The sequence below is a fragment of the Marinobacter sp. SS21 genome, assembly GCF_028369065.1.
Lineage (GTDB): Bacteria > Pseudomonadota > Gammaproteobacteria > Pseudomonadales > Oleiphilaceae > Marinobacter.
This window is the reverse complement of the sequence record NZ_JAQNDA010000013.1, coordinates 16,753-28,831: the sequence shown is the minus strand read 5'-3', so window position 1 is coordinate 28,831 and position 12,079 is coordinate 16,753. Positions and strand designations below refer to the sequence as shown.

General features: G+C 61.2%; 13 protein-coding genes. 6 read left to right on the top strand and 7 right to left on the bottom strand.

Annotation, left to right across the window (positions count from 1 at the left end; genetic code table 11):
- Positions 1-95: 95 nt before the first annotated feature.
- The 3 genes from rpoZ to N6L25_RS15585 all read right to left on the bottom strand — a co-directional run bounded on the left by rpoZ (position 96) and on the right by N6L25_RS15585 (position 2,006).
- A complete protein-coding gene (gene rpoZ, locus N6L25_RS15595) occupies positions 96-308 on the bottom strand; it encodes a DNA-directed RNA polymerase subunit omega (RefSeq protein ID WP_271982082.1) in 213 nt (70 codons plus the stop codon).
- A 124-nt stretch (positions 309-432) separates the two neighbouring features.
- On the bottom strand, positions 433-1,059 hold the full coding sequence (gmk, locus tag N6L25_RS15590; RefSeq protein WP_271982080.1) for a guanylate kinase: 627 nt from the start codon (positions 1,057-1,059) through the stop codon (positions 433-435).
- Positions 1,060-1,139: 80 nt separating this feature from the next.
- Positions 1,140-2,006, bottom strand: a complete 867-nt coding sequence (locus tag N6L25_RS15585) for a YicC/YloC family endoribonuclease (RefSeq protein WP_271982077.1) — start codon at positions 2,004-2,006, stop codon at positions 1,140-1,142.
- A 221-nt stretch (positions 2,007-2,227) separates the two neighbouring features.
- On the opposite strand from N6L25_RS15585, the gene rph reads away from it, so the two are divergent.
- Positions 2,228-2,944: a ribonuclease PH gene (gene rph, locus N6L25_RS15580; RefSeq protein ID WP_271982075.1), complete on the top strand. Its 717-nt coding sequence runs from the start codon at positions 2,228-2,230 to the stop codon at positions 2,942-2,944.
- Positions 2,945-3,112: 168 nt separating this feature from the next.
- Here the strand turns inward: rph and N6L25_RS15575 are convergent, their stop codons facing one another.
- Positions 3,113-3,919, bottom strand: coding sequence for an exodeoxyribonuclease III (locus N6L25_RS15575; protein WP_271982073.1), 807 nt, complete (start codon positions 3,917-3,919; stop codon positions 3,113-3,115).
- An 81-nt stretch (positions 3,920-4,000) separates the two neighbouring features.
- Between N6L25_RS15575 and pyrE the strand changes: the two genes are divergently transcribed.
- Both pyrE and N6L25_RS15565 read left to right on the top strand, forming a co-directional pair.
- Positions 4,001-4,639 carry an orotate phosphoribosyltransferase gene (pyrE, locus tag N6L25_RS15570; protein WP_271982070.1) on the top strand — a complete coding sequence of 213 codons (639 nt, stop codon included), beginning with the start codon at positions 4,001-4,003 and terminating at the stop codon, positions 4,637-4,639.
- Between the two features lie 92 nt (positions 4,640-4,731).
- Positions 4,732-5,382 (top strand): DUF4124 domain-containing protein, encoded by a 651-nt coding sequence (locus tag N6L25_RS15565; RefSeq protein ID WP_271982068.1) that lies wholly within the window; start codon positions 4,732-4,734, stop codon positions 5,380-5,382.
- A 119-nt stretch (positions 5,383-5,501) separates the two neighbouring features.
- On the opposite strand, the gene N6L25_RS15560 is transcribed toward N6L25_RS15565, so the two are convergent.
- Complete coding sequence (locus tag N6L25_RS15560) at positions 5,502-5,915, bottom strand: hypothetical protein (RefSeq protein ID WP_271982066.1); 414 nt, start codon at positions 5,913-5,915, stop codon at positions 5,502-5,504.
- 350 nt (positions 5,916-6,265) lie between these two features.
- Between N6L25_RS15560 and N6L25_RS15555 the strand changes: the two genes are divergently transcribed.
- Positions 6,266-6,766: a fibronectin type III domain-containing protein gene (locus tag N6L25_RS15555; protein WP_271982064.1), complete on the top strand. Its 501-nt coding sequence runs from the start codon at positions 6,266-6,268 to the stop codon at positions 6,764-6,766.
- A gap of 13 nt (positions 6,767-6,779) precedes the next feature.
- Here N6L25_RS15555 and N6L25_RS15550 read toward each other — a convergent pair whose 3' ends face one another.
- Positions 6,780-7,133, bottom strand: coding sequence for a DUF2782 domain-containing protein (locus N6L25_RS15550; protein WP_271982062.1), 354 nt, complete (start codon positions 7,131-7,133; stop codon positions 6,780-6,782).
- 86 nt (positions 7,134-7,219) lie between these two features.
- On the opposite strand from N6L25_RS15550, the gene polA reads away from it, so the two are divergent.
- Together polA and N6L25_RS15540 are read left to right on the top strand one after the other, a co-directional pair.
- A complete protein-coding gene (polA, locus tag N6L25_RS15545) occupies positions 7,220-9,943 on the top strand; it encodes a DNA polymerase I (protein ID WP_271982060.1) in 2,724 nt (907 codons plus the stop codon).
- Between the two features lie 255 nt (positions 9,944-10,198).
- Positions 10,199-10,582: a hypothetical protein gene (locus N6L25_RS15540; protein ID WP_271982058.1), complete on the top strand. Its 384-nt coding sequence runs from the start codon at positions 10,199-10,201 to the stop codon at positions 10,580-10,582.
- Positions 10,583-10,652: 70 nt separating this feature from the next.
- On the opposite strand, the gene N6L25_RS15535 is transcribed toward N6L25_RS15540, so the two are convergent.
- Positions 10,653-12,050: an OmpP1/FadL family transporter gene (locus N6L25_RS15535; protein ID WP_271982056.1), complete on the bottom strand. Its 1,398-nt coding sequence runs from the start codon at positions 12,048-12,050 to the stop codon at positions 10,653-10,655.
- Positions 12,051-12,079 lie beyond the last annotated feature (29 nt).

Here is a 12,079-nt window from a genome sequence, read left to right as displayed (position 1 = left end):
GATGCCCATCTACGGTCAGGGCACCGAGCCCTTTCTATACACTATAAAACCGTATGGACAGAATTCAATGCCCCACCCTGGGGCGACAACGGATTTTATTCGTCGTCGTCTTCCTGAAGCAGGGAACGGGTTACCTTGCCTTCGGCAATTTCCCGCAACGCCAACACGGTGGGCTTGTCGTTTTCTTCCGGAACCATTGGTTCGTGGCCCTTGGTGGCAATCTGGCGGGCACGCTTGGTGGCCAACATAACCAGCTGAAAGCGGTTATCCACGTTTTCCAGGCAATCTTCAACGGTAACTCGAGCCATAACACTCCCCGACTAGAACATGATAACTGGTGACTTGCACCGGCAGGCCAATCCCTCCCGCCGACGCGCAATTTAGCAGACCGCGTAGTTTACTGACGCCGGTTCAATTTGTATACAGCCAATACTAACCGGACACCAATCGGGTCAACAGATCGGCGTGGCGCACTTCCTGCGGCTCCACCCGCAGCCGTCGGCTGCGAACGATCGCCAACAGGTCCGCCAACGCGGTGTCGAAGTCGTCATTGACCACCAGGTAGTCGAACTCCAGGGCATGACTGCACTCTTCGGCCGCCTCCCGCAGTCGTCGCTCAATGACCTCGGCCTCATCCGTGCCGCGCCCGATCAGGCGCTGGCGCAACACCTCCGGTGACGGCGGCACGATAAAGATCCCCACGCACTCCGGCATCAGTCGGCGCACCTGGGCCGCGCCCTGCCAGTCGATCTCGAGAATCACATCCTGGCCATGGTCGAGGGCCTGCTGCACCCAACGCTGGGAGGTGCCGTAGTAATTGCCAAACACATCGGCATGCTCCAGGAAGTCATCGCGCTGTATCATCGCCTCAAACTCGTCGCGGCTGACGAAATGATAGTTGACGCCGTCCTCCTCACCGGAACGCATGGGACGGGTGGTGTGGGAGATCGACACACCCAGGGCACCGTCCTGCTGCAGCATGGCCGCCACCAAACTGGTCTTGCCCGCACCGGAGGGGGCTGAAATTACGTACAGGGTGCCTTTCTCAACTTGGCTCATTGACGCGTGCTCTCCAGACATTGAACGCAGAAACCGGCGATTATACGGGGATCAACCGGGCATCGCACCCGGCCCGGCGATCACTCGAGGTTCTGCACCTGCTCCCGCATCTGCTCTATCAGCACCTTGAGATCGACCGCCACCCGGGTTACCCGGGCGTCGATGGACTTGCTGCTCAGGGTATTGGCTTCGCGGTTGAGCTCCTGCATCAGAAAGTCCAGGCGGCGGCCGATGGCGTCGCTGCTTTGCAGGGTTTCCAGCACCTCACCGACATGGGCATCCAGCCGGTCCAGCTCCTCCGCCACATCGGACTTCTGGGCCAGCATCACCATTTCCTGGCTCAAGCGATCCGGCTCCAGCTCCACTTGCGCCTTCTGAAACCGCTCCCGCAGCTGACGCGCCTGCCGCTCAAGCAGCTCGGGCATCGCCGCCCGCACCTCCTTCACCATTTTTTGCATGCTCGCCAGCCGCTCCTCGAACAAAGGCCGCAGACGTTCACCCTCGCGCTCACGGGCCTCCATCAAGTCGGCGACGGTACGCTCGAACAGACTGATCGCAGCCGCCCGGATCGGTTCCATATCCTGCTCCGGCGAGGCCATGACGCCGGGCCAGCGCATGATATCAAGGGCATTGATGTGGGCAGGGTTGTCAAGAATCCGGTTGATCTGGTTGGCCGCATCGTTCAGCGCCTCCGCCAGATCATGGTTGATCACAAACGATTGCTCGGCGGAATCCGCCAGCTGAATGCGCACGCCCACGTCCACCTTGCCCCGTTTCAACTGGCTGCGCAGATGTTCGCGAAACCGGTTCTCCAGCTCCCGCAGCGAGTCCGGCAACCGGAACGAAGGCTCCAGATAGCGATGGTTAACGGCCCGGATCTCGCAGGTCAATGCGCCCCATTCGCCCTGAGCATCCTGACGGGAAAAAGCGGTCATACTTCTGATCATGGCGGCTCCGAAAGCTGAGTAAATACAGATGCCCTCTAGTTTAGCAGTGTGCTGGCCACCGCCGCGAACTTACCGACGCCTACCGCCACTGCACCGCCTTCCGGCCAATGGCAGCGCCGTCGTTTATTCAGTGACACCGCCCCGTGATATACTGCCGCCCCTTTCCATTCACCGCACCGGCACGCCCGGTCAGCGCCACGCACCAGCAGGACATTCTACCTATGCGCCCTAGCGGAAGAACGCCGGAACAACCCAGAGACATCCGAATCACCCGCCACTACACCCGTCACGCCGAAGGCTCGGTGCTGGTGGAGTTTGGCGACACCAAAGTAATCTGCACCGCCTCGGTGGAAAACAAGGTGCCTCCGTTCCTGCGGGGCGAAGGCAAAGGCTGGGTTACCGCCGAATACGGCATGCTGCCCCGCTCCACCGGCTCGCGCATGGGTCGCGAAGCCGCCCGCGGCAAGCAGGGTGGGCGCACCGTGGAGATCCAGCGGCTGATCGGCCGTTCACTCCGGGCCGCCGTTGACCTCCGTGCCCTCGGCGAGCACACCATCACCATCGACTGCGACGTCATTCAGGCCGATGGCGGCACTCGTACCGCCGCCATCACCGGCGGCTGTGTCGCGCTGGTGGACGCACTCAACCACCTGGTCAAACAGGGCCGACTGAAGACCTCGCCGCTCCAGCAAATGGTGGCGGCACTGTCCGTCGGCATCTACCAGGGCGTGCCGGTGACCGATCTGGATTACCCGGAAGATTCCACCGCCGAAACCGACATGAACGTAATCATGACCGACCAGGGTGGTTTCATCGAAATCCAGGGCACCGCTGAGGGCGCGCCGTTCGCTCAGGATGAGCTGGACGCCATGATGGCCATGGCCCGGCAGGGCATTGAAAAGGTGTTTGCCATCCAGAAGGCGGCACTGGAAGACTGACGCCATCTGGTTGATACCAGGCTGAAGTAAGCGGGTTCGTTGAGGAAGAGCTTTCCGGACCGTCTCCGGCCAGGGAGGGCCACAGACGAGCGCACCGGGATAGGCCTGTAGCGTGTCCGGCAAGGTCGCTGACCCCGGACACGCGGACGGTCTATACCAGCATCGGTATCAGAGACCGATCTCGATGTCGTAATCCATGATCACCGGGGCGTGATCGGAGAAGCGGGTCTCGTTATCGATCCAGCCGTCGAGGATGGTCTTGCGAATGCCGGGGGTCAACAGCTGATAGTCGATGCGGATGCCGGCATTGCGCCGCCAGCCCTCGGCCCACTCCGGCCAGCAGGTAAACTGATTGCTCTGCTTGTTGATGTCCCGGAAGGCATCAACACACCCCATCTCGTCAAACAACCGATCCAGCCAGGCCCGCTCGTGGGGCAGAAACCCGGACACATCGAGCTTGTGGTAGCGGGAACTGGCGTCGGTCACATGATGGGCCGTCTGCAGGTTGGCGCAGAAAATAAACTGGCGGCGCTTACGCAGGGTCTTCTGCATATGCAGACCGAAGGCGTCCATAAAGGCATCCTTATGGTCCAGCGCGGTCAGGTCGTCCTCGCCAATGGCCTCATCCTCCTGGCCCAACGCCGAAGGCGCCAACACACAGGCCACACTGACTTTGTCGAAGTCCGCCTGGATGAAACGACCTTCCCGATCGGCCTGCTCGTTGGCAAAGCCATACATGATGGCCTTGGGGAAGTGACGGGTGTAGATACCGACACCGCCGTCCTCGTTGCGCTCACCGTCGATAAAGTAGGCTTCGTAACCCTCCGGAATCAGCTGACGATCCTCAATTTCGTAGGCGCGCATGCGATGATCCTGAACGCACACCACGTCAGCATCCTGCCTGCCCAGCCAGTCGAAAAAGCCTCGCTCAATGGCCTGCTCGAGGCCATTGACGCTGATTGATACTACCCGCATACGTGTTCCCTGATTCGGTTTGTGTGTATGATACCGGTTTTAGCCATATTTAAAAGAACCTACCTCGCCAGAAGCCTTGTCATGCAAGACTATCAGCAAGAATTCATCGATTTTGCCATTAGCCGGAACGTGCTGCGTTTTGGCGAATTCACCCTCAAGTCAGGGCGCACCAGCCCCTACTTTTTCAACGCTGGCCTGTTCAACACCGGCGACGATCTGGTGCAGCTCAGCCGTGCCTATGCCGCGGCCCTGCAACGTAGCGGCTTGAATTATGACATTATTTTCGGGCCTGCCTATAAGGGCATACCACTGGCCTGCACCACCGCACTGGCCCTCTCCCAGGCCGGCGATAACCGCCCCTTCGCCTTCAACCGAAAAGAGAAGAAGGACCACGGCGAGGGCGGCAACATTGTCGGCGCACCGCTGGCCGGCAAGGTGCTGATCATCGACGACGTCATCACCGCCGGTACCGCCATCCGCGAATCCATCGACCTGATTCACGCGGCCGGCGCCCAACCGGCAGGCGTGCTGATCGCGCTCGACCGCCAGGAGCGCGGCAACGGCACGCTGTCCGCCATTCAGGAAGTGGAGCAGGACTACCAGATTCCGGTGGTCAGTATCATCAAGCTGGAGCAAGTGCTGTCCTATCTGCAATCCCAACCAGGTTTCGACGACCACGCTCAACGTGTGGCAGCCTATCGGGAGCGCTATGGCATCTAATGGCCTTTTGCTAATCTGACAACTGGATGCGCACTGCGGCTGGACAGATGCGGTCAACTGCGACGTCATTACCGGAGCGACTCCGTCGATCTATGAAACGCACAACGAACATTCTCAGCTCGGCGCTCGCGGTCTCGCTGCTATTGGCAGCGACCATCGCGGACGCACGCATGTACCGCTACAAAGACGAGAATGGTCGGACCGTAATCAGCAGCACCGTACCCCAGCAGGCCTCGCAGCGCGGCTATGAAATACTCGACAACAGGGGCCGAGTCATCAATACCATTGCCCCTGCGCCCACCCCAGAAGAAATCGCCGCACGGGAAGCCGAGGTAGCCCGGCAACACCAGCTGCAACTGCAGCAGGAGCGCGACCTTGCCCTACTGAAGCGGTTCAGCCACCCGGACGAAGCCGTTCGAGCCATGGAACGCAAGCTGCAGGAGCTCGAGAGCTTTGGTCAACTCAAGCGAGGCAGCATCTCCGTGCTGGCCAATCAGCTTGATAGCGAACAGACACGAGCAGCGAACCTGGAGCGCTCGGGCCGCGATATTCCCGCAGCAACCCTGCAGAAGATCCAGCGACTGCAGAACCAGATCCTCGATGTAGAACAGGAAATCGCCGAACAGAATGCGGAGATCGACAAAGTTCGTGCACGCTTTGTCGAAGACATCATCCGCCTCGAAACGATCACCGGCGAGCCGGCCACCCTGCCTTACGACAGCGAGCCCAATCCGACCCCCTAGCCATCGGGGGATTCCCCCCTAAACCGCCCGCCCCTGGTTAGCCAACTGTGCGCTCAGCCCCTAACGCAAATGGGCCGCCCTAAGGCGACCCATTTTGTGACCACTGACTAACGCCGAAATCAGGCGGTAGTTGAAGCCTTCTTGGCAGCCGACTTCTTGGCTGCTGGTTTCTTTTCAGTCACAGTTTTCTTTACAGCTTCGGCGGTCTCGGTCACTTCTTCCGCGACTTCCTCGACAGCTTCGACGACGGCGTCAGCGCTTTCGGCGGCTTCTTTCTCGATACGAGCCACCAGCTCACCGGCAAAGCTGCCGAAACGGCTGTTCAGGCCACGCAGCTGCTCGAACAGCGAGACGCTGTAACCGTCGTAACGCTCACGCAGCGACTTGACGCTGTATTCACGCACTTCGCTTTCCAGCTTCTCGGCGTACTCAAACGGCTTGGCAGCCAGCTTCTTCTGCTGTTCTTCCGCAGTGTTGATACCCTTGGCAACGATATCCTGAAGTTGCTCTTGATAAGACTTGAGCTTACCCATCGTGACTCTCCTGATCGTAAGTGGTTACTTAACACGATTTGAATGCCCGGCATTTCCCTACCGGCGTTCCGATTCATGTAGGAGAGTAAAGTCAAAAATTAGAATGTTCATACTAAACCACGCCAGACCTGGAGCACGATATGCACCGTTCCGGCAGGCGAGCCGCGGCCTGTGGCCGCCGGAGCGCTGCCGCCACGCCCGCCACCCACTTCGTTACAACTTCGTCATTTGATGACTCACTCCGGTTGCGCATAATCGGGACTGGATTTTCTGGACCAGCCTCCCCGCATTATTCAGGCCAGCCTCTCATTCCGCCGACCGCCCCAGGAAGGGGCCAACGAGGACAAGCCATGCGATTTCCCCGACTAGCCCGGCCAATCGTCCGCACCATGGCCTCCGCCAGCCTCGCCAGCTTGCTGTTTGTGGCGGGCTGCCAAGACGAGTCCGGCACCACCGCCCGCTCGCCGGACGCCGCCACAGCGGCGGCACAGCGGGAAGGCAAGGTGCTCAACACCTTCAAACGGACCTTCGAATCCCCTCTCGCCAATCCAACGCCAGCCCCCGGTTCGCGGGAGGTGGCAGAGGCGCCGCGTCCGACCCTGGAATGGACGGCACCCTTGACCCGGGAGAACGGCAGCGCCCTGTACCTCAGTGAAATCCAAGGCTACCGGCTCTATTACCGGTTCCGGCATACACAGGCGTTTCAGTGGATTGACGTGGACGGCGCCGATAACACCCGCTACCCACTCGCTGACTTTGAGTCCGGCGCCTACGATTTTGCCATTACGGCACGGGATAACAGCGGCCTGGAAAGCCGCAAATCAGAGGTGATTAAAGTCGATCTGATTTGACCAGGGCGGACGCCTACCAGCGAAAAATCACCCAGCTGGGCACCAGAATCCGGGACTGGGAGGTGCGCGACCAGCCACCGCCGTCGGCAGGCACCAGATAGTAGGGCGGGCCGGCTTTGGGCACCACTTTGATTTCGACAATTTCGCCATTCACCCGATACTCGTAAATCACCTGCTGCTCCCCGCCGCGGATGATCACCTGGGGCTCCTGGGGCGCGGAGCGATATTCCGGCGCGAGCACCGGCGTTTCCGGTACCGCCACCCCCTCCGGCAGATCGGCCTGCTGGCCTGCCGCCACTATGGGCAGCGCAGCTATTGGAAGCGCGACCAACAGCAGGCTGAAACCGGGGATTCGTAACGTTTTCATGGTAACCTCTGCTCGGAAACCGACGCTTTATCCCAGAGTTGCACAAGACCATCCACGCTTCAATCAGAATCCGGAATTGATTTGACATGAGCCAGCAGCCGACACCGCCGATCGTACTCGTCGACGGTTCTTCCTACCTGTTCCGCGCCTTCCACGCGCTGCCGCCGCTGATGACCAGCAAAAACCAGCCCACCGGCGCCATTAAGGGCGTGATCAGCATGATCCGCCGCCTGGAACAGGACTTTCCAGGGTCGCGGGTGGTGGTGGTCTTCGATGCCAAGGGCAAGACCTTCCGTCACGATCTTTACGACGCCTACAAAGCCAATCGCCCCCCCATGCCGGAAGACCTGGCCAGCCAGATCGAACCCATACACCAGATCATTCGCGCCATGGGCCTGCCGCTGCTGATTGTGTCCGGAGTCGAAGCGGACGATGTCATCGGCACCCTGGCCGAGGAAGCCACCAGCAAGGGCATCGACGTGGTGATCAGTACCGGCGACAAGGACATGGCACAGCTGGTCAGCGACCACGTCACCCTGATCAACACCATGACCGACACCCGCATGGACCGGGACGGGGTGGCGACAAAGTTCGGCGTCAGCCCGGAGCAGATCATCGATTACCTGACCCTGGTCGGCGACACCGTGGACAACATTCCCGGGGTCAACAAGTGCGGCCCCAAGACAGCTGTGAAATGGCTGCAGGCTTACGACAATCTTGATCAGCTGGTCGAAAATGCCGACGAGATCAAGGGCAAGATCGGCGAAAACCTGCGCCAGGCGTTGCCGCAACTGCCGCTGAGCCGGGAACTGGCCACCATCAAGACCGATGTGGAACTGGAGTTCGGACTGCAGGAACTGGCGCACCAACCCCAGGACGACGAAGCCCTGCTCACCCTGTTCAAGGAGTATGAGTTCAAGACCTGGGTGGCGGAACTGAACCACCCCGGCCAGGCCAGCGACGCCCCCAATCCGGAGCAGGCACAGACCGAAGAGATTGAGAAGAACTATCAGACCATCACCACGGAAGCGGATCTGGAGCACTGGCTCAGCCGGCTGGAGCGCGCGCCGCTGTTCGCCTTCGATACCGAGACCACCAGCCTGAACTACTCCAAGGCCGAGGTGGTCGGCGTCTCTTTTGCCATCGAACCGGGCGAAGCCGCCTATCTGCCGCTGGCCCATGACTACCTGGGCGCGCCGGAGCAACTGGACCGCGACCAGACCCTGGCCAAGCTCAAGCCGCTGCTGGAGAACCCGCAACGGCTCAAGGTCGGCCAGAACCTGAAGTACGACAAAAACGTGCTGGCCAACCATGGCATCTGCCTTGACGGCATCGCCGAGGACACCATGCTTGAGTCCTACGTGCTCAATTCGGTCGGCTCCCGGCACGACATGGACACCCTGGCGCTGAAATATCTCGGCCTGAAGACCATCAAATTCGAGGACATCGCCGGTAAGGGCGCCAAGCAACTCACCTTCAACCAGATCGAACTGGACCAGGCCGCCCCTTACGCCGCCGAGGATGCCGACATCACCCTGCGACTGCACCAGGCGTTGCGCCCCAAGCTCGCCGACACCGGCCGCCTGCAGGAAGTGTACGAGCAGATTGATCTGCCGCTGGTTCCGGTGCTGTCCCGCATGGAGCAGCGAGGCGCACTGGTTGACGCCGAACGCCTGAAGGTCCAGAGCCAGGAACTGGCCGCACGCATGGCCGAGCTGGAGCAGGAGGCCTACCAGGAGGCCGGGGAACAGTTCAACCTGGGCTCCCCCAAGCAGCTGCAGGCTATCTTCTATGACAAGCTGGGACTGCCCGTGGTGAAGAAGACGCCCAAGGGCGCGCCCTCCACCGCCGAACCCGTGCTGCAGGAACTGGCGCACGACCACGCCCTGCCCCGGCTGATCCTGGAACACCGCAGCCTGAGCAAGCTCAAGTCCACCTACACCGACAGCCTGCCCGGCATGATCAGCCCACGCACCGGCCGTATCCATACCTCCTACCACCAGGCGGTGGCAGCCACCGGACGCCTGTCCTCCACCGAGCCCAACCTGCAGAACATTCCCATTCGCACCCCTCAGGGCCGGCGTATCCGCCAGGCGTTCGTCGCCCCGGACGGCTACCAGTTGGTGGCGGCGGATTACTCCCAGATCGAGCTGCGCATCATGGCGCACCTGTCGCAGGACAAGGGGCTGCTGGAGGCATTTGCCCATGGCGAGGACATTCACCGCGCCACCGCCGCCGAGGTCTTCAATGTCAATCTCGCAGAGGTGTCCGCTGACCAGCGACGCAGCGCCAAGGCGATCAATTTCGGCCTGATCTACGGCATGTCCGCGTTTGGCCTGTCCCGACAACTGGATATTGAGCGCAAGGTCGCCCAACAATACATCGACCGCTACTTTGAGCGTTACCCCGGCGTGCTGAGCTACATGGACAACATTCGCCGACAGGCCCATGACGATGGCTACGTCGAAACCCTGTTCGGCCGACGCCTGTACCTGCCAGAAATCAATGCCCGCAACAAACAGATGCAGCAGGCGGCGGAACGAACGGCCATCAACGCCCCAATGCAGGGCACGGCCGCCGACATCATCAAACGTGCCATGCTTGAGGTGGAAGACTGGTTGCTGCGCGACCACCCGGATCAGGCTCGGATGATCATGCAGGTCCACGACGAACTCATCCTGGAAGTCAAAGCAGAGGCATTGGAGACGGTGCGCCAGGGCCTGGTCGAGCGCATGTCGGCGGCTGCCGAACTCAAGGTGCCATTACTGGTGGAGGCAGGCTCCGGCAACAACTGGGACGAAGCCCACTAAACACCGCTCCAGAACGGTGCAACTCCACGAGAAAACGCCCCTTTTGGGGCGTTTTTTTGACATTTTTTCACAAATATACCGCCAACAACTCGCCACCACCCCCGCCGTTCCGCGCCGCTGCCCTTTACGGCACGAATTTCGCAGGAAATTCAGTCAGTAACGAGCCCCTCATTCGTCCAATGAGCGCTGTCCGGCCCCATTAGCAGACAGCACGAGGGTCACCATTCGCCAAGAAAACTCGAAAGAGCCCGAACTATGCCTTCAATGCCCGCACAACGAAGCTGGCTGCTGGACCCGAGCCGGCTGAAACTGGTCCATCAATGCCGCCGACTGATCCACTCGGAATTCGGCATCAAACTGCACCTGACGGATGAACGCCTGACCGAGCAACTGGCCAGCTACGCCGACCGGAGCCGCTCAGACCAGCTGCAACAGATATGGAGCCGGCTGAAAGCCGAGATTCCCGGTTATCACGCCGAGACGGAAATCGACGAACCCGCCCGAAGGATGTATCGCGGTCAGGCGGTGGCGGAACCCGGGCAACCGGGCGCCAGCCCGAACCAGCACCATGGGGACGCCGCCACGCCACGACGCCAGATGATCTACCGGGGCCAGGTCGTGGACGCACTGGGAGACTGAAAGCCAGGCTGATAAGTAGGCTGACTCGCGAACCACCCCTTGCCACTCATCAGGCCCCGGCAACCGCGCCTCAGAACGCCCGGCTCAATTGCACCGAAGCGCCCCAGGCATCCAGCTCGTAGGTGCCGGTAAAGTTGGCGGCGCCGGCGACCGGCTCATCGTCGACGGTGTATTCACGCTCGTCCACGTCCACATCGTCAAACAACAACACGCCGGCGGCGACGTCGACCGTCCAGCCGCTGTCACGGTCCCCGTAGCGGGCGCCCAGGGTAAGCCACTGGCGATCGTCGGAAGGAATGCGGGCCGTACGGAAATGCTCGTTGACCGGCGACTGATCGTAGGCGTAGCCGGCCTTCAGCGCCCAGGACGGCGTCGCCTGCCAGTCCACACCCACATTGGCCTGCCAGGTATCGCGCCAGTTTTCGGAGACGTGGCCCACCAGGGACGGGTCACCAAACTTGGGCCCACCCAACGCGGAGATGGCCCCTGCGTCTTCGCGACTGACGATGTCCAGGGCCACAAACCGGCTCCATTTGGCCCAGGTTGCCCCCGCCAGCACGGTGACGTCCTCGGTCAGACGATGACGCAGCCCCACGGTGATGCTTTCCGGGATTTCCAGCGGTACAACCGCCTTCTCGTTCAGGTCGGCGAACGCAAAGCTCAAGCCACCGGGGGTCAGGACGGCCTGCGGCACGTTGCTCAATGTCGCATGGCCCCCCAGCTCCAGCTCAGTCCCGGACTGGGCCGAGAGGCCAACCTGGGTGCGGTCGCTGATTTCCCACAGCAGCCCGACCGTGAAGGTCACGGCGATGTCATCCCCCTCCACATCGAAATAACCGTCTTCAAACGCCGGGCCGCCATAACCCAGGGCCTGGGCCTGGGCATAATTGGCACTGTAGTCCTGAAACTTGGAGAGTCGGCCTTCGGCGTACAGCAGGTTGACCCCCAGGCCGAGGGAGAAGCCGTTGCCATCGTTCAGCGCGATGGACGGACTGAAGGCAATGGTGGTCAGTTCGGTCCGGTCAGCGAAATAACGGCCCACAAAGTCGTTGTCGTAATTCGCCTTCAAACCGTAGGGGGCGTGGATGCCGAAACCGACATCAACACTGTCGCTGAGCTCCCGGGTCAGATAGAGGTTGGGCAATACGGCGAAGGGTGCGAAATCGCCGCCACTGCCGCCATCGACCGGCAGGCCGGCGGCCGTGCGGGCACTGGCGGAGTCACGATTCAGCTCGGCCTTGATATCCAGCACCGCGGCACCGAAGGACAGGTTGGTTCCCGACAGCTGGCTCATGCCGGCCGGGTTGAAGAAGACGGTGGTGGCGTTTTCAGGATTCGCCGCCGTGCCGGCATTGGCCACGCCCATGGCGCTGGCGCTCTGCTCGTTGAGTGCGAAACCGCCCGCCAGTACCGATGCCGACACCGAGGCCAGAACGGCAACGCTGATGAGACCTGTGACTCTGCGCATAATTCCCCCGATTCGTGCGAGCGGCGGAG